This is a genomic window from Streptomyces hamibioticus, from assembly GCF_047946815.1.
Classification (GTDB): Bacteria; Actinomycetota; Actinomycetes; order Streptomycetales; family Streptomycetaceae; genus Streptomyces.
Genome location: NZ_JBKKQY010000001.1, coordinates 4,356,979 through 4,378,649, shown reverse-complemented (window position 1 = coordinate 4,378,649; position 21,671 = coordinate 4,356,979). Strand labels below are relative to the sequence as shown.

The following is a 21,671-nucleotide window of genomic DNA, read 5'->3' as shown; positions in this document are numbered from 1 at the left end:
ACGGCCGCCGACCGGCGGCCCGGCCCAAGTGCCAGGGAGGGGAGAGTTTTGAGGAAGCAACCGCCCTCGCGCGGTCACAGACCGGGGGGAACAGGCCGGCTCATAGCCTGCGCGATCGTCGCGGGCCTGGCGGGCACCGTCCTGCCCGCGGCCACGGCGACAGCCGCGGACGCCGCCCCGACGATCGAGCGGACCGAGACCGAACGCGCCCTGGAGCGGGCGGCCGACACCGGAGCGCGGGTGGAGGTGGTCTCGGAGCGCACGGAGTACTCCAGCACCTTCGCCAACCCCGGGGGCACGCTCACCCAGGAGACGCACGTCGTCCCGGTCCGGGTGCGCCAGAACGGCCGCCTGGTCACCGCCGACCCGACGCTCACCAAGGGCAAGGACGGCGTCGTACGGCCCCGGGCCACGGCCGTCGGCATCGAGTTCTCCGGCGGCGGGGCGCCCGCCGACACCACCATGGCCACCATCGTCCGGGACGGCCGCTCGCTGGCGCTGGACTGGGAGGGCACGCTGCCCGCGCCGGTCCTCGACGGCGACACCGCCACCTATGCCGAGGTGCTGCCCGGCGTCGACCTCAAGCTGCGCGCCGGGGTCACCGGTTTCCAGCAGCTGCTGGTCGTCAAGAACCGGCGGGCAGCCGCCCACCCCAAGCTCAAGCAGCTGCAGTACGCGCTGCGGGGCGAGGGCGTGAAGGCCGAGGCCGACGCGGCGGGCAACCTGACCGCCGTCGACCCGGCCGGCCAGGAGGTCTTCACGGCGCCCACCCCGCTGATGTGGGACAGCTCCGGCGTCCCCGCCGAGCCCGCCCCCGCCAAGCTGCGCTCGGCCGACGCCGCGTTCGCCGCACCGCACTCCGCCCCCCGCGCGGCGGACCAGAAGCACAACTTCGACCCGGCGGTGGGTGCCAAGCAGGCCAAGCTGAAGACCGACGTCGACGGCGACGCGCTGAAGCTCACTCCGGACCAGGAGGTGCTCACCGGGTCCGACACGGTCTACCCGGTGCACATCGACCCGTTCGTCTCCGGGGGCCGCAACAACTGGGCCGCCGTCGCGAAGAAGTACCCGACCACCGCGTTCTGGAACAAGTCCGACAACGTCGCCCGGGTCGGCTACGAGTCGGACACCGGCGGCACCTGGCGGTCCTTCTTCACGATGGACTCCCGGAACCTGCACGGCAAGACGATCGTGAAGTCCACGTTCCGGATCAAGAACACGCACTCCTGGTCCTGCACCAAGAAGCCGGTCACGCTCAACCTGACCGGCACGATCAACTCCTCGACCACCTGGAACAACCAGCCCTCGTGGAGCACGGCGCAGCAGACCGTCACCGACGCCAAGGGCTGGTCGTCCTCCTGCCCGGCCGGCAACCTGGAGTTCTCCACGCTCGACGCGGCCACCAAGGCCTCCGCGAACAAGTGGAACACCATCACGCTGGGCCTGAAGGCGAGCGAGACCGACACCTACGGCTGGAAGAAGTTCGACGCCTCCACCGCCGTCATCTCCACCGAGTACAACACGCCGCCGGCCGCGCCGAGCGCGCTCGACACCGTTCCGAGCACCAAGAACAGCACGGGCTGCGGCGACACCGCCCCGCACGGCTACATCGGTGACACCGACATCTACCTGACCGCCAGGGCGAGCGACCCCGACGGCGGCACGGTCAACGTCAAGTTCCACCTGTGGCCGACCGGACACCACCCCAACGACGACCCCAACGGTGTGCTGGTCGTCAACCAGACCGTGGCCGTCTCCTCGGGTTCGATCGCCAAGCTCAAGGTCGCCAAGAGCACGCTGGTGCCCCACGTCGGCACGGCGAACGGCAACTTCTCGTGGAAGGCCCAGGCCAACGACGGCTCCCTGTACTCGGACTGGACCCCCACGAAGGGTGCGCCCGGCTGTCGCTTCGTCTTCGACCCGCAGCGTCCCAGCACGCCGCCCACCGTGTCCTCGGAGCAGTTCCCGAACGGTGACGCGGGCTGGCCCGCCGGCACCAGTCCGGTGCGCACCAAGGGCGACTTCGTCGTCACGCCCGGCACGGCCAAGGACGTGGCCTCCTACGAGTACTGGACCACCCAGGACACCACCGTGCGCACCGCCACCCCGGCGGCCCTCAACGGCAACGTGACCATCTCGCTCACGCCGACCAAGGCCGGTCCGCACCACCTGTACGTGCGCAGCCTCGACCGCGCGCAGAACAAGTCCGACCTGCAGGCCTACCTGTTCTACGTCAACGGCGCCGCGGTGCCCGACAAGCCGGGCGACCTCAACGGCGACGGCCACCCCGACCTGTGGGCGGTCGACGGCGCGGGCACCCTCCAGCGGTACTTCGGCGACGGCACCGGCGCCGCCCTCAAGGCCTCCGAGCCCGCCTCGGCGGCCGGACGCTACTCCGACGCGAAGACCACCCGGCGCGGCGACTGGACCGACGACGGCACCGAGGACCTGCTCCTGCTGCGTCACGACGCCACCGAGCAGCGCGACCGGCTGTGGATCCACGCCAACGACGGTGCCGGCGCGATCGACGCCTCCGACGTGCGGGAGCTGAACGTCTGGGAGCCGGAGAACGACCACTGGCAGGGCGCGGCCCAGATCCTCGCGATCGGTGACGTCGACGGCCCGCTGGACCTCGACGGGGACGGCACGATCGGCCCCGACGACCGGCCCGGCCACCCCGACCTGCTCGTCAAGCAGGGCAACCTGCTGTGGCTGTACTTCGGCTCGCCGTCCGGCTACCTCGACGAGTACCTGGAGCAGCCTCCCGTGCTGGTCGGCAACGGCAGCTGGTCCGGCTACGACATCGCGGCGCCGGGGGACGCCACCGGTGACGGGCGCGTCGACATGATCGCCCGCAACAAGTCGACCGGTGTGCTGTACCGCTACGCCGGCACCGGGCCGAACGGCGAGGGCCTGGGCTCCGGTGAGAGCAACGTCCAGATCGGCACCGGGTGGACGACGACCAACCGGCCGCTGGTCACGTCGGTGCCGAACGTGAAGGGCGACGGCCTCCCGTCCGTCTGGGCCACGAACTCCTCCGGCGACCTGCTGTTCTACCCGGAGATCAAGGGCAGCGGCCTGAACGTGGGCACGGGCCTGTCGGGCTTCAGGTCCCTCAACTGACGCAGCGGTGCCGGGCCTGACCGGTCCGGCCGACTGCTCACCGTGTGCTCCGGAGGCGACGCCTCCGGAGCACACGGCCGTTTTCGGGCCAGGGTCACCTGCGGCCGGCCCCGGTGGTGCGGCCGGGCGCCCCGGCGGGGCTGCCGGGAGCGTCCGGCGCGGTGGTCAGGAGCGTCCGGCGGCGCGGTCAGGAGCCCTCGGCGGCGCGGATCGCGTCCCGGTAGGCTCTGGCCGCCGCGCGCAGGGCCGCCTCGGGATCCGTGCCCGCCGCCTCCGCGGCCGCCGCCAGGGCGAGCAGTTCGTAGCCGAAGCCCTCGCCTCGCGGCAGCTCCACCTCCAGGCCCGCGGTCCGCACCCGGGACGCCAGCTTCGCCGCGAGGGCCAGGCCGGGCTGGCCCAGCGGCACCCCGTCGGTGACCGACGTGCGCTGCTTCTCCGCCGCCTTCATGCGCAGCCAGTGCTCCTTGACCTCCTCCGGGGTCGTGGCCGTCTCGTCGCCGAAGACGTGCGGGTGGCGGTGGATGAGCTTGGTGACGATGGTGGCGGCCACGTCGTCAATGGAGAACGGGGCGGTGTCGTCCTCCTCGGCTATGCGGGCGTGGAAGACCACCTGGAGCAGGACGTCGCCCAGCTCCTCGCGCAGCTCGTCCCGGTCACCGTCCTCGATCGCCTCGACGAGTTCGTACGCCTCCTCGATGCCGTACTTCGCCAGTCCCTCGTGGGTCTGCCGGGAGGACCACGGGCACTCCGCCCGGATCCGGTCCATCACCTGCACGAGGTCGAGCAGCCGTGCGCCCGGCAGGTCGTAGGAGGCGGGGAGCAGCTCCAGCTCCGGCATGCGGACCCGGCCGGAGCCGGCCAGCCGGGCCAGGCCGTCGGTCAGGTCCGGCTCGCCCTCGCCGGTCGCCACGACCACCACGGTGTGTCCGCCGGCGCAGGCGTCGACCAGCTGCTCGGCGGTCGGGGCCGCCTCGTCGACCGCTGTCCCCGCCTCGCGCAGGTACGGCAGCTGCGGATGGGCGCCGTCCGCGCACAGCACGCGGTCGGCGGAGCGCAGCGCCTGCCAGGCGGGCCAGGACAGCAGGCCGGGCGCGACCCGGTGGCTGGTGGTCAGCAGGACGATGCGGCCCGGGTCGGAGGCGGGGCCGGTGGCGGCTTCGGGGGTCGTTGCGTTCACAGCACCGAACGTAACGCACGCCGCCCACGACTCCCCGAGTTATCCACAGGGCGGGCTGCCGGAGTCTGCCCCGGGTCCTTCCGGGGCCTCCCGGCCTTCCGGTTTTCCCCAGACGGCGACGGCGGCGCCCTGCGTCAGGCGGTCTGGCGCGTCCCCGCCTCCGTGACCTCCCGCACCCATGGCGTCTCGGCGTCGACGCGGCTGCTCCGCTCCACGTCCCAGCTGCCGTAGCGCGGGTTGAGGTCGACGTCGAGCTGCTTGGACGCCTTGGACAGGGCCTGCCAGAAGGCGGGCTGTCCGGTGTCGGTGCCGAGCCGCTCGGCGAGCTTCTGGGCCTCGAGCTGGAGGCGGAGGTTCTCGTCCACGCGCTCGGGGGCGATGCCGTACTGCTGCAGCCAGACCGTCTCCAGCTCCTTCGCGCCGCCGGCCTGCTTCTCCAGGCCGTCGCGCATCTTCTGGAGCTCCTTGCGGCTGACGGTGACACCCGCCTGCTGGGCGGCGTGGTGCAGCACCCGGTCCAGGACCATGCCGTGCAGGGTGTCGCGGCTCAGGGTGCCGGTGCGGGCGACGGCCTGCTGGTACTGGGCCTCGTCCTGGACGGCCGCGCGCTGTGCGGCGCGCACCTCGCCGACCCGTTCCTCCAGTTGCGCGACGGTGATCCGCTGCCCGCCGACGACGGCCGCCGCGCCGGGGTGCGCGTCGTTTCCGCAGGCGGTCAGGAGGTGCGCCGCGGCGGCGATCGCGGCGGTGAGGAGGAGCGCGGTGCGACGGCGGCGGTGCAAGTGAACCTCCCGTTGGAGATTGTGCGACGGTGCACAAAGTCTTGCGGTGATCGATGGTATGCAGTGGCCAGGCTTTGGCCAACCCATTCGACCAACGATTCACCGGGGCGTCAGGCACCGGCGCGCCGCGCCCCTGGGGGCCGCGTGCCGGCCGCCCGCAGCGGCCGCGGGCGGGGCGCCGCTCCACGGTGCCCTGCGGAACGGGTTCACAGGGCGTGCCGCAGCCACACATTGGGCTCGACGTACACCGCGTAGCCCCGCTCCGGCTCGCAGCGCACCGGGACCAGGGCGCCCGGCACCTCGACGTCGCCCGCCGTGTCGAAGGGCAGCCCGGTCCAGCGGCGCCACATCTCCAGCGAGGCGCCGACGGTCATCGAGGCCGGTGCCACCGAGTCGATGGTGGCGCCAGCCCGGACGTGCACCCGCAGCCAGGGGTCGTGCGGCAGGCCGTCGGGGCGCAGTCGGCGGGCGTACTCCTCGATCGGCGTGTGCGGTTCCAGGTGCTTGGCGCTGGGCCGCACGGGCGCGACGGCCTCGCGGAAGCCGCGGGCGCGGGCGTTGTCGCGCATGGCCGAGAGCATCAGGCCGGACAGTCCGCGCCCCTGGGCGTGCGGGGCGACGGTGACGGAGACGGCGCCGACGGTGTCGGGCCGGACACCTTGGCGCAGGTCGGCGAAGGCCCACACGAGCACCTCGTCCCAGCCGCGGTCGGGCAGGGTGCCCCGCCCCTCGGTGTGCAGGGCGAACGGCACGCTGTGGGCGTGGGCGACGACCTCGCCGTGCTCGTCCTCGGCGAACTGCACGTACTCGGGCAGTTCCAGGGAGATGCGCGGGTAGTGGGCGTTGCCCGTCATGTCCTCGACGGCGAACTCGGGCCAGGAGTCCGCCATCGCGAGGACCGCGTCACGCATCCCGGGCCGCTCGGCGAGACTCGACACCTTGTACTCCATGCGGTCACCGTAGCCAGCGCGACCTGGGCCGGAAAGCGGGTTTCCACCGCCTGCGGAGCAGGTGCCTAGCCGCCGCACTGCTCCAGCATCATCCGCTTGTCGGGTGCGGTCACCGGCATCTCGTACTTCAGCGCGACCTGGGCGAAGCGGACCGCGTACGCGCACCTGACCGGCTTGTCGGGCGGCAGCCAGGAGGCGGGGCCGGAATCCCCCTTGGCCGAGTTGGCCCGCCCCTCCACCGGAATCAGGTTCAGCGCGTCGTTCGCGAACCGCTCGCGCTTGCTCTCCGGCCACCGCGACGAGCCCATCTGCCAGCTGTACGACAGCGGCACCACGTGGTCGATCTGCACCTCGGCGGCGTCTTGCTTGCGCCACTCGATGGTCCTGCCGGTGTAGGGATCGCGCAACGTCATGGCGATGACCACGCAGTCGGAGCCGCTGCGGAAGCGGAGGTCGCGGCCATCGCGCCGCAGGAGATCGTTCCGCGTGTCGCAACCGTTCCTCGCCAGCGGCACCCCGTCGGCGGTGTCCATCCAGGCGTAGCCGAACTCGTCCCGGTTGTAGCCCGTCCTCGGTCCGCGGCCCTTGGTGCGCAGCTTCTCGATGAGCCCGCGTGCCGTGGCGCGGTCGTGGTCGCCGGTCACCGGCGCGAGGCCCGGTGCGGTGCCCTCGGGGTTCTCCAGGGGGCTGACGGCCCGCCCATCCGGTGCCGGTGCGCCGGAGCCGGCCGACGAACCGTCGCTCCCGATCCCCTCGCACCCGGCGATCAGGGCCAGGGCCGTGCACACGGCAGCCGCCCCGCCCGCGCGGCGGAATCCGCCCGCCGTCCCGCTGTGCCGCCTCACCCGCGCCCCTCCCCTTGCCGTTCGTCGGCTCCACGGTAGCGAGCCGCCGGCCGGCACCCCACCGCGCCTCAGCGGGCATGCGGGACAAGCCGGGCGTATCGTCGAACGTGAGTCACGTCCGGAAGGAGCCTTGCATGGGCATCTTCGACAGGTTCAAGAGTCACGGCACGAAGGACAAGGGCAAGCAGGCGTCCGACGCGGCCGAACGGCAGGTCAACGAGAGGACCGGCGGCAAGTACGAACAGCAGGTCGACACCGCTCAGCAGAAGGCGGAGGACCGCTTCGGCATGGGCGGCGAGCAGCGCGACCGGCCGGACCAGCAGTAGACCGCCGGAGGAATCGGCGGGCGTCCGCCGGACCGACCCGACGACATGAACCGTCCGCGGAGCCGGCTCCGCGGACGGTTCCGCGTCCCGGCACCCACGCGCCCGGCGCAGGCCTCCCGGCGCCCACGCCCGGCGCAGGGCCCGCGTCCGCGCCGGGCGTGGCTGCACGAGTGCCAGGGGACCGGCTACGAGCCCAGGACCGAGGTCAGGAACTCGCCCACCCACGCGAGCAGTTCCCTGCCGACCAGCGGCTTGCCGCCCACCTTCGCGGTCTTCGGGCGCGGTACGAGCACCTGGTGCGCCGCCGGCTTGATCACACTGCCCGGGTACAGCCGCTTGAGCCTCAGCTCCTGGGACTCGCGCAACTCCACCGGGGCGAAGCGGATGTTGGTGCCCTGGAGCACGACCTCGCCGACGCCGCACGCCCGCGCGAGCATCCGCAGTCCGGCCACCAGCAGCAGGTTCTCCACCGGCTCGGGCAACTTGCCGTACCGGTCGACGAGTTCCTCGCGGACGGCCTTGATGTCCTCCTCGCTGTTGGCGGAGGCGATCGCCCGGTACGCCTGGAGGCGCAGCCGCTCGCCGGGGGCGTAGTCGTGCGGGACGTGCGCGTCGACCGGAAGCTCGATCTTGACCTCGAGCGGCGGCTCCTCCTCGACCCCGCCGGTCTCCAGCTGCTTGCGGTAGTCCGCCACCGCCTCGCCGACCATCCGTACGTACAGGTCGAAGCCGACGCCGGCGATGTGGCCGGACTGCTCACCGCCGAGGAGGTTGCCCGCGCCGCGGATCTCCAGGTCCTTCATCGCCACGTACATGCCCGCGCCCATCTCGGTGTGCTGGGCGATGGTGGCGAGCCGCTCGTGCGCCGTCTCGGTCAGCGGCTTCTCCGGCGGGTACAGGAAGTAGGCGTAGCCGCGCTCGCGGCCCCGGCCGACCCGGCCGCGCAGCTGGTGCAGCTGGCTGAGGCCGAAGTTGTCGCCGCGCTCGACGATCAGGGTGTTGGCGTTGGAGATGTCGATGCCGGACTCGACGATGGTCGTGGAGACCAGCACGTCGAACTTCTTCTCCCAGAAGTCGACGACGACCTGCTCCAGCGCCTGCTCCGACATCTGGCCGTGCGCGGTGGCGATGCGTGCCTCGGGCACGATCTGGCGCAGCCGGGCCGCCGCTCGGTCGATCGACTCGACGCGGTTGTGGATGTAGAAGACCTGGCCCTCGCGGAGCAGCTCGCGGCGGACGGCCGCGCCGATCTGCTTCTCCTCGTACGGGCCGACGAAGGTCAGCACCGGGTGGCGCTCCTCCGGCGGGGTGGTGATCGTCGACATCTCGCGGATGCCGGTGACCGCCATCTCCAGGGTGCGCGGGATGGGCGTGGCGGACATGGTCAGCACGTCGACGTTGGCGCGCAGCTTCTTCAGCTGTTCCTTGTGCTCCACGCCGAAGCGCTGTTCCTCGTCGACGATGACCAGGCCGAGGTCCTTGAACCTGGTCTCCGAGGAGAACAGCCGGTGGGTGCCGATGACGATGTCCACCGAGCCGTCGCGCAGGCCCTCCAGGACCGCCTTGGCCTCGGTGTCGGTCTGGAAGCGGGAGAGCGCCCGCACGTTCACCGGGAACTGCGCGTAGCGCTCGCTGAAGGTGCCGAAGTGCTGCTGCACCAGCAGGGTGGTGGGCACCAGGACCGCGACCTGCTTGCCGTCCTGTACGGCCTTGAAGGCGGCGCGGACCGCGATCTCCGTCTTGCCGTAGCCGACGTCGCCGCAGATCAGCCGGTCCATCGGGACCGACTTCTCCATGTCCTCCTTGACCTCGGCGATGGTGGTGAGCTGGTCGGGCGTCTCCGCGTAGGGGAAGGCGTCCTCCAGCTCGCGCTGCCAGGGGGTGTCCGCGCCGAAGGCGTGACCGGGCGCGGCCATCCGCGCGCTGTACAGCTTGATCAGGTCGGCGGCGATCTCCTTGACCGCCTTCTTCGCGCGGGCCTTGGTCTTGGTCCAGTCGGCGCCGCCCAGGCGGTGCAGGGTGGGGGCCTCGCCGCCGACGTACTTGGTGATCTGCTCCAGCTGGTCGGTGGGGATGTAGAGCCGGTCGCCGGGCTGGCCGCGCTTGGCCGGTGCGTACTCCACGACCAGGTACTCGCGGGTGGCGCCCTGCACGGTGCGCTGGACCATCTCGATGTAGCGGCCGACGCCGTGCTGCTCGTGGACGATGTAGTCGCCCGACTCCAGGGTGAGCGGGTCGATGGTCTTGCGGCGCCTGGCGGGCATCCGGGTGCCGTCGCGGCCGGCGGCCTTCTGGCCGGTCAGGTCGGTCTCGGTGAGCACGGCCAGTTCGAGCGCCGGGTCGATGAAGCCGTAGTCGATGGAGCCGCAGGCCACGTGCACCACGGAGGGGCTCAGCTCGCCGAGGTCCTGGTCCAGGCGGGCGGCGATGCCCTCGCCGCCCAGCACCTCCACCGTGCGGGCCGCCGGGCCGTGGCCCTCGGTGACGTAGACCGTGCGCCAGCCGTCGGCGAGCCAGCCCTTGGTGTCGGCCAGCGCCCGCGCGGTGTCGCCGCGGTAGGTCTCGGGGGCCCGCATGCCGAACTTGAGGGTGTCTGCGTCCAGCTCCTCGTCGGCGGCGAACGGCGACACCGACCACCACATCATGCCCAGCTCGCGGGCCCGGTCGCGGACGTCCGCGATGGACCACAGGGAGGCCGCGCCGACGTCGATGGGTGCCTCGCCGCCACCGGCGGTGGCCGCCCAGGAGGCCTGGAGGAACTCCTGCGACGTGGCCACGAGGTCGGCGGCGCGGGTCCGCACCCGCTCCGGGTCGCACACGACGGCCATGGCGCCCTCGGGCAGGACGTCGATCAGCAGCTCCATGTCGTCGACGAGGACGGGCGCCAGGGACTCCATGCCCTCCACGGCGATGCCCTCGGCGATCCTGCCGAGCAGTTCGCCCAGCTCAGGGTGTTGCTCGGCGAGTGCGGCGGCCCGGTCGCGCACGTCCTGGGTCAGCAGCAGCTCACGGCAGGGCGGGGCCCACAGGCCGTGCTCGGCGACCTCCAGGGAGCGCTGGTCGGCGACCTTGAAGTAGCGGATCTCCTCGACGTCGTCGCCCCAGAACTCGACGCGCAGGGGGTGCTCCTCGGTCGGCGGGAACACGTCCAGGATGCCGCCGCGCACGGCGAACTCGCCGCGCTTCTCCACCAGCTCCACGCGCGCGTACGCCGCGGCGGCGAGGGCGTCGACCACCTCGTTCAGGTCGGCGCTCCGGCCGCTGCGCAGCGCCACCGGCTCCAGGTCGCCCAGACCCTTGACCTGCGGCTGGAGCACGGAGCGCACGGGGGCCACGACGACGGAGACCGGGCCGGTCTCGGGGTCGTCGGGGCGGGGGTGGGCGAGCCGGCGCAGCACCGCGAGGCGGCGGCCGACGGTATCGCTGCGGGGGCTGAGGCGCTCGTGCGGGAGGGTCTCCCAGGACGGGTACTCCACGACGCCCTCGGGCGGCAGCAGCGAGCGCAGGGCCGCGGCCAGGTCCTCGGCCTCGCGTCCCGTCGCCGTCACGGCGAGCACGGTGCGGCCCGTGTCGCGGGCCAGCGCGGCGACCGCGAAGGGGCGGGCCGCCGGGGGGCCGACCAGGTCGACGTGCATACGGTGGCCGTCGGCGGCTGCGGGGATCGCTTCCGCGAGGGCGGGGTCCTTGACGACGGCGTCGAGCAGACCGTGCAGGCTCATGGAGGGGCGCTTTCGTCCTTGGAGTGGTCCGGGATTCGGGGTCCGGGGATTCGGGGGTCGGGGGGCCGGGGCCGGGGTGGTCCCGGGGGTGGGCAACACGAATGGCCCGACGCGGTGAGGGCCGGGGGGTCTCCAGCGTACGACGCGGGGCGGGCGGACGGCGGAGGCTGTGGACAACGTCCGTGGTGGGGCGGGCGGCGTCGGCCCGCCCGTCGGCCAGGGGGCTCCCCCCTGGCCCCCCGGCCCTGTGCCCAACCGCCACCCGCCTCGGCCACCGAAACGGCCCCGCCCGACGGCACCGCCGCCCGACTCGGTCCGCCGAGCACAGCCCCCGCCCCGGCCGCCGTGACCGGACCGGCAGGCCGAGCCAGGGCTCCAGACCGACGCAGGCCGTGAAACGGGCACCACGAAATGGCCCCGTGAACTGGGCCCCGTGAAGTGGGCCCCGTGAAGTGGGCCCCGGTAAGGCCACCTGGCGGCGCGGCCTCAGAACGTGGGGGAGCCCGGCGCCGGAAGCCGGTGTGGCTCTCGGTGCCGGGCCCTCCCCCGCAACCCCCGTGTGCGGTGGCCTGCGTCGGACTGCCGGACGGCTACTCCGTCGCGATGGCGTTCAGGACGTTCATGCGGCCTGCCCGGAACGCCGGGACCAGGGCGGCGAACAGTCCCACGAAGGCCGAGCCGATGAAGACGCCGATGATCGTCGGCCACGGGATGTCGAGGACGTTCAGGCCCTCCAGCGCCAGCAGCCGCTGCGCGGTGGCGCCCCAGCCCATGCCAAGGCCCAGGCCCAGCAGGGCGCCGAAGAGGGCGATGACCACGGACTCCATGCGGATCATGCGGCGCAGTTGGCGGCGCGAGAGGCCGATCGCCCGCATCAGGCCGATCTCCCGGGTCCGCTCGACCACCGACAGGGCCAGGGTGTTCACCACACCCAGGATCGCCACGATGATCGCCAGGGCGAGCAGGCCGTAGACCATGTTCAGCAACTGGCCGACCTGGTCCTTCAGCTCCTGCTTGTAGTCGGTCTGGTCCCGGACCTGGTACTGCGGGTACGCGTCCAGCGACTTCTTCAGCGCCGCGTACGCCTGTTCCTCCTGGCCGTCCTCGGCCGTGGCGAACATGATCGTGCTCGGCGGGACCCGGTCGGCCGGGACGTACTTCCGCATCGTCTCGATGCTGATGTAGCGGGCGCCCTGGTCGATGGCGGTGTCGTCGTCCGTGATGGCGGCGACCTTCAGCTTCGCCGTCTCGCCGCCCGCGAAGGCGACGGAGAGGGTGTCGCCGACGCGGACACCGTGCTTCTCGGCGTACTCCGAGCCGACCGACATCGCGTCCGGGCCGTAGGCCGCGGACAGGGTGCCGGCCGTGGTCGGGCGGCGCAGGTCCTCGGCGTAGGTCGGGTCGGCGGCCGTGACGCCGTCGTCGTCCTTCTTGCCGTCGGGGGAGGTCAGGGTCGCGTCGAGCATCTTGTACCGGGTGACGTGCTCCAGGCCCGGCGTGTTCTGCATCGCCTTCTCGGCCTGCGGCACGATCCGCTGGTTGCCCTGGACGATGAAGTCCGCGCCGACCGACCTGTCCAGTTCGCCGGTGGCCGAGGCGACCATCGAGGAACCGACCACCGACAGGCAGGCCACCAGGGCCAGGCCGATCATCAGGGCCGCGCCGGTGGCGCCGGTGCGGCGCGGGTTGCGCAGGGCGTTGCGCTCGGCCATGCGGCCCACCGGGCCGAAGGCGCGCAGCAGCACCGCGCTGATCACCCGCACGACCCCGCCGGCCAGCAGCGGGCCGATCACCACGAAGCCGATCAGCGACAGGACCACGCCCAGGCCCAGCATCAGCGCGCCGTCACCGGCCTCGTCCGCCGTGCCCGCCGTGTACAGCGCCGCGCCGCCCGCGCCGGTGAGGACCAGGCCGATCAGGCCGCGGACCCACCCGGCCCGGCCGTCGGCCGGTGTGCCGGCGTCGCGCAGGGCGGCCATCGGGGAGACCTTGCCGGCGCGGCGGGCCGGCAGATAGGCGGCCAGCACGGTGACGACGACGCCGAGGACCACGCCGACGACCGGGGTGGTCGCCTTCACGGTCAGGTCGTCGGTGGACAGGTTCATGCCCGCCGCCGACATCAGCTGCATCAGGCCGATCGCGATGCCGACACCGGCCGCGACGCCGAGGGCCGAGCCGAGGACGCCGAGGAGGAGCGCCTCCACCAGTACCGAGCGGTTCACCTGGCGGCGCGAGGAGCCGATGGCCCGCATCAGGCCGATCTCGCGGGTGCGCTGGGCGACCAGCATGGAGAAGGTGTTGATGATCAGGAAGATGCCGACCAGGAAGGCGATCCCGGCGAAGCCGAGCATGGCGTACTTGATGACGTTCATGAACTCGCCGACGTCCTGGCGGTTCTCGTCGGAGGTCTCCTCGGCGGTCTGGATCTTGTACGTGCCGTCCAGGGCCTGCGCGACGTTCTGCTTCAGCTGAGCGTCCGAGACGCCGTCCGCGGCGGTGACGTAGAGCTGGCTGAACCGGCCCGTGCCGCCGAGCAGTTCGCGCTGGGCGGTGGGCGTGTCGAAGAAGAAGACCGAGGCGCCGGGGTTGGTCACCGTGAAGGAGGCGACGCCGACGATCTTCGCCGTGAAGTCACCGGTCTGCGCGATGGTGCGCAGCTCGTCGCCGAGCTTGAGGCCGTGCTTGTCGGCGGTGTCGGCGTCGACCATCACCTCGGTGGGCCCGCGCGGGGCGTGCCCGGAGGTGATCTCCATGGAGCGCAGGTCGTTCCTGGTCCAGTTGCCGGCGATGGTGGGGGCGCCGTTGGTGGCGCCCACGTTGTCGTTGGCGCCGTCGACGACGGTCACGTTCATCGAACTGACCGCGCCCTCGGCGGACTTGACACCCTCGGCGGAGCGGGCCCGCTCCAGCGTGGCGGCCGGCAGCGAGGCCGGGACACCGTTCTGCGGGGTGTCCTCGGCCTTGGCGTCCTTCGGGCTGACCGTCACGTCCGCGGAGGAGACCGCGAAGAGCTTGTCGAAGGTCGTGTTCATGGTGTCGGTGAACACGAGCGTGCCGCACACGAACGCCACCGACAGCAGCACGGCCACCGCCGAGAGCGCCATGCGCCCCTTGTGCGCGAAGAAATTGCGCATCGAGGTCTTCAGGACGGTCATGACGTGCGCCCCCGGGCGTCGAAGTCGGGGGTCTGGGGGTTCCCCCCAGAAAAGCACAGCATACGGTCCAGGACGGTTTCGGCGGTCGGCTTGTGCATCTCGTCGACGATGCGGCCGTCGGCCAGGTACAGCACCCGGTCCGCGTAGCCGGCGGCCACCGGGTCGTGGGTGACCATCACGATGGTCTGGCCCAGCTCGTCGACGGACCGGCGCAGGAAGCCCAGGACTTCGGCGCCCGCGCGGGAGTCGAGGTTGCCGGTGGGCTCGTCACCGAAGATGATCTCGGGCCGGGCCGCCAGCGCCCGCGCCACCGCGACGCGCTGCTGCTGGCCGCCGGAGAGCTGGGTCGGCCGGTGCTTGAGCCGCCCGGCGAGGCCGACGGTCTCCACGACCTGGTCCAGCCACGCCCTCTCGGGCTTGCGGCCGGCGATGTCCATGGGCAGCGTGATGTTCTCCAGCGCGTTGAGCGTCGGCAGCAGGTTGAACGCCTGGAAGATGAAGCCGATCCGGTCCCGGCGCAGCTGCGTGAGCTTCTTGTCCTTCAGGCCGGTTATCTCGGTCTCGTCGAGGAAGATCTGGCCGGACGTCACGGTGTCCAGGCCCGCCAGGCAGTGCATCAGCGTGGATTTGCCGGAGCCGGAGGGGCCCATGATCGCGGTGAACCGGCCGCGGTCGATGTCCACGTCGACGTGGTCGAGGGCGACGACTCGGGTCTCGCCCGTCCCGTACGCCTTCACCACCTGCCGCGCCCTCGCGGCAACGGCCGTACGCCCGCCGGTGCTCCCGTGTCGGGGAATGGTCACGGCCGATGTCATGGCAAGTCTCCTATGTCGGTCATCAGATGAGCCGCCGGTGCCGGCGGAAGTGCGTCAGCGGTACTGGTGGTGCCGGAAAGTCTGGTGGAACCGGAGCCCGGGCGCGCTGGGGCCCAGCGCACTCTTCCGCTGGGGAAAACCCCACCCCCACGACTGCGGTGCGCCGCCCCCCAGCGGCGTAAAGCCAGGTTAAGGACGGCACCGGCACCGGCTCGTCCTCCGGCGGTACGAACCCTCCCCGATCCGTAGTACGGAGGTACCCCTAGGGGCAGTCCGCCCTTCGGCGGAGCGTCCCTCGGGGTCGGCTCCTCCCCCGGACGCATCCAGCCTCCGCCCTCCCGCGACCTCAGGGTCAAGTGGGAAGCTGATTCCCGGCAGATGGATGCAGGGTGAAACGACAGGGAAACGACAGGGAGGGCACCGGGGTGGGCAGCTCCAGATCGGCGGTTCGCCAGGCCGCACAGGGCGCCGGCACGAAGCGGCGCGGCGCCGTCGTCGCCGCGCTGATGCTCGCGATGGCGCTGGCGGCGCTGGACGCGACCATCGTCTCCACCGCCGTACCGCAGATCGTCGGCGATCTCGGCGGCTTCTCCGTCTTCTCCTGGCTGTTCTCCGGCTATCTGCTGGCCGTCACCGTCACCCTGCCCGTCTACGGCAAGCTCTCCGACACCTACGGCCGCAAACCGGTCCTGGTCGCGGGCGCCGCGGTGTTCCTGCTCGGGTCCCTGCTGTGCGCGCTGGCCTGGAACATGGCCGCCCTCATCGCCTTCCGCATCGTGCAGGGCCTGGGCGGCGGCGCGATCCAGGGCACGGTGCAGACCCTCGCCGCCGATCTGTACCCGCTCAAGGACCGGCCGAAGATCCAGGCCAAGCTGTCGACGGTGTGGGCGGTGTCGGCGGTGGCCGGGCCGGGCCTGGGCGGGGTGCTCGCCGCGTACGCCGACTGGCGCTGGATCTTCCTCATCAACCTGCCGATCGGCGCGGTCGCCCTGTGGCTGATCGTGCGTCATCTGCACGAGCCCGCGCGGGAGCCGGCGTCCGGCACGCGCGCGCGTGTCGACTGGGCGGGCGCGCTGGCGGTGTTCGCCTGCGGCGGGGTGCTGCTCACCGCACTGGTGCAGGGCGGGGTGGCCTGGCCGTGGCTGTCGGCGCCCTCGCTCGCGCTGTTCGGTACCGGACTGGTCCTGGTGGCGGTCGTGGTGGTGATCGAACGCCGGGCGGCGGACCCCATCATGCCCGGGTGGGTCTGGCGGCGCCGGACCATCGCCGCGGTCAACCTGGCGCTGGGCGCGCTGGGCCTGCTCATGGTGGCGCCGGCGGTGTTCCTGCCGACGTACGCGCAGGCGGTGCTGGGCCTGGCCCCCGTGGCCGCCGGTTTCGTGCTGTCGGTGTGGACGCTGAGCTGGCCGGTGTCGGCGGCGCTGAGCCAGCACGTGTACCGCAGGATCGGCTTCCGCAACACGGCCATGCTGGGCATCGGCACGGCGGCCCTGCTGCTGTGCGCCTTCCCGTTCCTCCCCTATCCGGGCGAGGCCTGGCAGCCGACGCTGCTGATGCTGCTGCTCGGCGCCGCGCTCGGGCTGTTCCAACTGCCGCTCATCGTCGGCGTGCAGTCGACGGTCGACTGGGCGGAGCGGGGCACGACGACGGCGTCGGTGCTGTTCTGCCGGCAGACCGGTCAGACCCTCGGTGCGGCGCTGTTCGGCGCGATCGCCAACGGAGTGCTGGCAGCGCGGCTCGGCGGCGCGAGCGACCTCGACTCGGTGACCCGGGCGCTGGACGCGGGCACGGCGGACGAGTCCGTCCGGCGCGCGATCGCGGACGCGGTGCACGCGGTGTACCTGGGCGCGGCGGGGGCGGCGGCACTGGCGTTCGTGGTGCTGCTGGTACTGGCACCGCGCAGATTCCCGGTACTCCAGGAAGGCGGCACCGCACAGGGCACGGAGCAGCCGGCCCTGAAGGACTGACCCACCTCACCGACCGCCGCACGACCGGCGCTCAAGACCTGACGCGCCCGTCCGCTACGGCGCCGAGCGGCCGGCACGGCAGCGCCTCCTCGGTGGCGCCCCCGGTCCCGTCCGCCGCGACGCGGTACACGCGCGAGCCCGGCGTCCGGGTCACCGTCTCGGTCAGCCGGCCGTCCGTGAACAGGGCGCCCGTGCCGTCCTCCAGGGCCCACCCGGCGGGCAGGCTGCCGTCGGCCACGGCCGCCCGGTAGGAGGGGCGACGGCCCGGTTCGCCGTCGTAGTGCGGGCACACCGAGCCCGGCAACATGCCCAGCCCGTCCGGCAGATGGGTCAGCGGCCCGAAGGAGTCGGTGTGCGAGCCCTCGGCCCAGCAGTTGGCGCCCGCGCTGATCCCGCACAGCAGCGTGCCGTGGCCGTGCGCCTCGTGCAGCAGCCGGTCGACGCCGTGGACGCGCCAGACCGCCAGCAGGTTGGCGGTGTTGCCGCCACCGACGTACACGACGTCCTGGTCGAGCAGGAACGCCCGGAGCGCGTCGGCGCCGAGCTCCCGCCGGACCAGCGGCAGCACGGACGGCACGCAGTCCCGCGTCCGGAACGCGGCCAGGAACCGCTCGATGTAGGCGGGGGCGTCGCCGCTCGCCGTGGGGAGGAAGCACACCTTGGGCCGGGGCGTGCGCGCGTGGCCGAGCGCCCAGTCGTCCAGCAGCCCGTCGTCGTCGGTGGAGAAGCCGCCGCCGAGCAGGGCCAGGCGTCGTGGCACGGGCGGCTCCTCGTCCTCGGCGGGACATGCGGACGCCGGGGACACTGCCGTGCCCCGGCCCGCGCGCGCAAGCGCTTTTCCGTACGAACGCCGCAGTCACCGGGCTTCGCCCGCGGGCGGCTGGGCGCGGTGCTGGACGGGCGGGGTGAGCCGAGAGGGACAGCGGTGCCCGTGCGAGGCGGTGGCCGCCGGGGTCACTCCACCGCCCGGCCCGTCAGCGCGCTGAGCCTGCTGCGTACGGAGTCCATCTGGGCCTGCACGTCGTCCCAGCGCTCCCCGTGTTCGCGCAGCACCCGTTCCGTCTCCCGGGCGATGCGCTCCTGCCGCGCCCGCGCCTCGGCGAGGACCTCCGCCGCCCGGGCCCGGGCCTCCTCCGGGCGGCGCAGCGCCGCCTCCCGGGCGTCGGCCAGGGCCCGTTCCGCCTCGGCCAGGCCCTCCTCGGCGCGCGCCAGCAGTTCGGCGTGGTGTGCGTCGAGCGCCGCCGCCCGCTCCGTCTCCTCCCGTTCGGCCTCGGCCCACCGTTCGGCGTGCTCCTTGGCCTGGTCGGTCAGCATCCCTGAGGTGCGCTGCCGCATCTCGCGCAGCGCGCCCAGCGCCTCGCCGCGGCTCGCCTTCACCTCGCGCCGGGCGGCGATGCGCAGGTCGTCGGCCTCCGCGCGGGCCGCGAGCAGTCGCCGCCGGGCGCAGTCGTCGGCCTCGGCACGCACGGTGTCGGCGTACTCCCGGGCGGCCTGGCGCAGGCGGGCCTCGTAGGACCGGGCCTCCTCGGCCCACTGCTCCGCCGCACGCCGCGCGTCCTCCCGTACGGCGGCGGCCTCCTCCTGCCCGAGCCGGAACAGGCGTTGCGCGCCCTCCCCGAGCACCTCGTAGTCCTGCGGGGCGAGATGGGCGACCGCCTCCCGCAGGTCCGCCAGTTCCTCCGCCATCTCCCGGGCGAGCACGGTGAGCCGCGCGGCCCGCTCCCAGGCGGCGTCCCGCTCCTCGGAGAGGGCCGCGGCACACGCCTCGACCTGTTCGGGACGGTAGCCGCGAGCGCGCCCGCGTACGGTCACGAAGCCGTGGGGAGACGCCGATGCGCTGCTCATGCTGAACACCCCTGTGGTGAGCCTGCCGCACTTAATGGACTTAACCGACTTTATGGATCAGGCGTAAGGGCTCATAATGCGACACACCGTTCAAAGGCCGCATAGGGGAACACGGGCTGTCGCGCAGACAAAGGGCGGGGCCCGGTCGTCCCGTAGGCCGACCGGGCCCCGCCCGTCGTGTCCGTCAGTGGCGGTCCCGCGTCAGAGCAGACCGTCCCACATCTGCTCCAGCAGCACCGACCACCAGCTCTCCGGCGAGCCCAGCGCCGCCGGGTCGAGGGCGGCCAACTGGGCCTGGAAGTCGACGGTCCAGCGTCCCGCCTGCTCCTGGTTCAGCCCGTACCTCAGCCGCCACATCCGGCCGAGCAGCGCCAGACAGCGCGCGAACTCCGGCAGCCCGGAGTTCACGAACTGCGGCGGCACGGGAGCGCCGCCCGGCCCCGCCTCCACCGGCACGGCGACGATGTGCGCGGTGCCGTACTGCACACAGAGCGCCTTGCCGAAGTCGCTGCCCACGACCAGGTACGAGCCCGCGTCCGAGGCCGGCTGCGCTCCGCGCTCGGCCGCCAGCTCGGCCAGCGTCGGCACCGGCCGCCCCGGCTGCGCCTGCGCCCAGAAGAACGGGCCCATGTCCATCGGCAGCCCCGCGGCCATCAGCGTGTGCGCCACCACCGGCGGCACGCCCTGCCGGGACACCGCGGCCTGCTCGAACCGGAAGACGCCGGGACCGAACGCCGCCGCCAGCTCCTGCCCGATGCCCTCCGGCGGGATCGGCGGCACGGGCTGCACCTGCGGCAGCGGCGCGCGTACCGGCGCCGGACGCGCCGGCCCGTCGGCCACCTGGTGCAACTCGCCCTGATGGGCGAGGAGTTGCTGCATGCCCTGCTGCCGGCTCGCGTGATCCGTGCCGTACGGCGCGATCGACGTGATGCGCGCCTGCGGCCACTGCTCCCGGATCATCCGCGCGCAGTACGCGCCCGGCAGCTCGCACGACTCCAGCTCCGTGTGGAGCTCCAGCACCTGGTCCGGCGGCACGTTCATGGCGCGCAGCTCGTGGAAGATCTGCCACTCCGGGTGCGGGGTGCCCGGCGCGGAACGCCGGATCAGCTGCCCCTCGGAACCGTCCTGCGCGCGGTAGCGCAGCACGGCCTGGTAGCCGGGGCCCACGATCGGCTGACCGGTGGGCTGCTGCGGGTAGCCGTACGCCGGGGGCTGCCCGGGGGGCGGTACGGCACCAGGCGCACTAGGGGCGCCGGGCGCACCAGGGGCACCGGGAGGCATGCCCGGAGGCGGTACGGCGCCCGGAGGCGGAGGGGGTGCGCCGGGGCCGCCGGCCGGCGGCGCGGCCAGCATCGTCTCCGCGTGGTGCACGGCACCGCGCCCGCCGCCTGCCGTGCCGGGGGCGCCCGGAGGCTGCGGAGCGCCGGGGGCACCAGGAGGCTGCGGCGCATTCGGAGCGCCCGGGACGCCGGGGGGCTGCGGCGGCGGTGGAGCGGCGCCCGGCCGACCCGGGTCGGCCAGCATCGTCGCGGCATGGTGCACGCCGCCCGGGGGCGTCCCACCGGGGGCGTTGGGAGTACCGGGTGGGTTCGGAGCGCCCGGAGGCCGGGGAGCGCCCGGCGGCGGCGTACCCGGCCCGGACGCCGGCGGCCGCGGTGCGCCCGGCGGCGGCGTACCCGGCCCGTTCGTCCCGTCGAGGGCCGGTGCGAACTGCGTCGGCACATAGCCGCCCGCCGACGCCCCCGGCCCGGCGGGCGGCGGAGGAGTGGCCCCCGGCCGCGCACCGGACGCACCCGGCGTACCGGGCGCCCCCGGCGGAGGCGGCGGAGGCGGCGTGGAGGCATCACCGCCCCGGCGCGGCGGCGGAGTCGCCTTGCTGGTCGCGGCGTCGGCGATGTCCCCGGCGTCCGGCGCGAGCGGCCGCGCCGGCGTGGCCGGACCCGGGGCCGGCGGAGGCGGCGTACCGGGACCGGCGGCCGGCGGCTGCGGCGCACTCGGCGCCGACGGGGCGCCCGGTCCCGGAACCGGCGCGCCCGGCTCGTCGATCGCCGGTGCGACCGCCGTCGGCGGAAGCTGACTGCCGCCCGACATCAGCGCCGTCTTGGCGTCCGGCGTCGTCGAGGGCGGCGGAGTGTCGTCGGCATCGCTCAGCGGCGGTGCGAACACCGTCTCGGGCAGCGGTACCGAACGGTCCTCCCCGGCATCCGCGTTGGTGTCGGTCCCGGCCCAGGGCGTCGCCCCCGCTGGCGCGCCCGGTGAACCGGACGTTCCCGGAGGCCGCGCGGCGCCCGGCGCCCCCGGCGTCCCCGGCCCGGAGGGCGACGCACCGCCGCCACCCGTCCCGGAGCCGGCCGTGCCGCTCCCCCCGGCGGCCGGCCACGCCGTACCACCGCCCGACGAGGCGCCACCGGAAGCCCCCGAGGCGCCGAAGCCCTCCGAGGCACCCGAAGCACCGGAAGCACCCGAAACACCGGGGACAGCCGCCCCGCCCGCGGCGCTCGCGGCGTCCACGGGAACCCCGCCCTGCGTCTCCGGAAGCGCCGAGGCACCGGAGTCCCCGGCCTCGCCGTCCCCGCGCCGCCGATCCGGAATGCCCAGCTTGTCCGCCGCCTCCTGCAACCACTCCGGCGGAGACAACAAGAACGACGTCTGGTTCAGGTCCACCCGCTCCGCGGGCGCCGCCGCCGGAGCCGCGGCCGGGTCCGGACGGCCGTACTCCTCCTCGTACCGGCGGATCACCTCGCCCACCGGCAGCGACGGCCACAGCGTCGCCTCGCCGCTGTCCCGCGCGATCACCAGCCGCTGCGCACCGCCGTCCGAACGCGGCCCGTCCGCCCGGTCCTCCGCCCAGACCACGAAGCCCAGGTCGAACTCCCGCACCCGCACCTCACGGTGCTGGTACGACGGCACATCCCCGTTGATCCACTCCTCGGCGCGCTCCTGCGCCTGCGCGAACGTCACCACGGT

13 protein-coding genes are annotated in these 21,671 nt (G+C 73.4%); 3 read left to right on the top strand and 10 right to left on the bottom strand.

All coding sequences use genetic code 11. The features are described from left to right. Positions 1-48 precede the first annotated feature (48 nt). Entirely contained in the window at positions 49-3,123 is a 3,075-nt protein-coding gene (locus ACLGIH_RS19760) for a VCBS repeat-containing protein (RefSeq protein WP_416526568.1), read from the top strand. 187 nt (positions 3,124-3,310) lie between these two features. On the opposite strand, the gene ACLGIH_RS19755 is transcribed toward ACLGIH_RS19760, so the two are convergent. From ACLGIH_RS19755 to ACLGIH_RS19740, 4 genes are all read right to left on the bottom strand, one after another. Then, positions 3,311-4,300 carry a nucleoside triphosphate pyrophosphohydrolase gene (locus ACLGIH_RS19755; protein ID WP_416526567.1) on the bottom strand — a complete coding sequence of 330 codons (990 nt, stop codon included), beginning with the start codon at positions 4,298-4,300 and terminating at the stop codon, positions 3,311-3,313. A 134-nt stretch (positions 4,301-4,434) separates the two neighbouring features. Further along, positions 4,435-5,082 carry a SurA N-terminal domain-containing protein gene (locus tag ACLGIH_RS19750; protein WP_416526566.1) on the bottom strand — a complete coding sequence of 216 codons (648 nt, stop codon included), beginning with the start codon at positions 5,080-5,082 and terminating at the stop codon, positions 4,435-4,437. A 206-nt stretch (positions 5,083-5,288) separates the two neighbouring features. After that, positions 5,289-6,032, bottom strand: a complete 744-nt coding sequence (locus ACLGIH_RS19745; RefSeq protein ID WP_416526565.1) for a GNAT family N-acetyltransferase — start codon at positions 6,030-6,032, stop codon at positions 5,289-5,291. 65 nt (positions 6,033-6,097) lie between these two features. Further along, a complete protein-coding gene (locus tag ACLGIH_RS19740; RefSeq protein ID WP_416526564.1) occupies positions 6,098-6,877 on the bottom strand; it encodes an HNH endonuclease family protein in 780 nt (259 codons plus the stop codon). 134 nt (positions 6,878-7,011) lie between these two features. On the opposite strand from ACLGIH_RS19740, the gene ACLGIH_RS19735 reads away from it, so the two are divergent. After that, complete coding sequence (locus ACLGIH_RS19735; RefSeq protein ID WP_416526563.1) at positions 7,012-7,203, top strand: antitoxin; 192 nt, start codon at positions 7,012-7,014, stop codon at positions 7,201-7,203. A gap of 185 nt (positions 7,204-7,388) precedes the next feature. On the opposite strand, the gene mfd is transcribed toward ACLGIH_RS19735, so the two are convergent. The 3 genes from mfd to ACLGIH_RS19720 all read right to left on the bottom strand — a co-directional run bounded on the left by mfd (position 7,389) and on the right by ACLGIH_RS19720 (position 14,892). Continuing rightward, positions 7,389-10,922 (bottom strand): transcription-repair coupling factor, encoded by a 3,534-nt coding sequence (gene mfd / locus ACLGIH_RS19730; RefSeq protein ID WP_416526562.1) that lies wholly within the window; start codon positions 10,920-10,922, stop codon positions 7,389-7,391. Between the two features lie 590 nt (positions 10,923-11,512). After that, positions 11,513-14,077, bottom strand: a complete 2,565-nt coding sequence (locus ACLGIH_RS19725) for an ABC transporter permease (protein ID WP_416526561.1) — start codon at positions 14,075-14,077, stop codon at positions 11,513-11,515. Further along, a complete protein-coding gene (locus tag ACLGIH_RS19720; RefSeq protein WP_416526560.1) occupies positions 14,074-14,892 on the bottom strand; it encodes an ABC transporter ATP-binding protein in 819 nt (272 codons plus the stop codon). The genes ACLGIH_RS19725 and ACLGIH_RS19720 overlap by 4 nt, the downstream gene beginning before the upstream one ends. A 425-nt stretch (positions 14,893-15,317) precedes the next feature. Here ACLGIH_RS19720 and ACLGIH_RS19715 point away from each other — a divergent pair, with 425 nt between their 5' ends. Then, on the top strand, positions 15,318-16,859 hold the full coding sequence (locus tag ACLGIH_RS19715; RefSeq protein ID WP_416526559.1) for an MFS transporter: 1,542 nt from the start codon (positions 15,318-15,320) through the stop codon (positions 16,857-16,859). Positions 16,860-16,890: 31 nt separating this feature from the next. Here ACLGIH_RS19715 and ACLGIH_RS19710 read toward each other — a convergent pair whose 3' ends face one another. The 3 genes from ACLGIH_RS19710 to ACLGIH_RS19700 form a co-directional block, all read right to left on the bottom strand. Continuing rightward, positions 16,891-17,619 (bottom strand): Type 1 glutamine amidotransferase-like domain-containing protein, encoded by a 729-nt coding sequence (locus ACLGIH_RS19710; RefSeq protein ID WP_416526558.1) that lies wholly within the window; start codon positions 17,617-17,619, stop codon positions 16,891-16,893. A gap of 194 nt (positions 17,620-17,813) precedes the next feature. Beyond that, the gene (locus tag ACLGIH_RS19705) at positions 17,814-18,704 is read right to left on the bottom strand and encodes a coiled-coil domain-containing protein (protein ID WP_416526557.1); all 891 of its coding nucleotides are present in this window, start codon (positions 18,702-18,704) and stop codon (positions 17,814-17,816) included. Positions 18,705-18,905: 201 nt separating this feature from the next. Next, positions 18,906-21,668, bottom strand: coding sequence for an SUKH-4 family immunity protein (locus tag ACLGIH_RS19700; protein ID WP_416526556.1), 2,763 nt, complete (start codon positions 21,666-21,668; stop codon positions 18,906-18,908). Between the last annotated feature and the right edge of the window lie 3 nt (positions 21,669-21,671).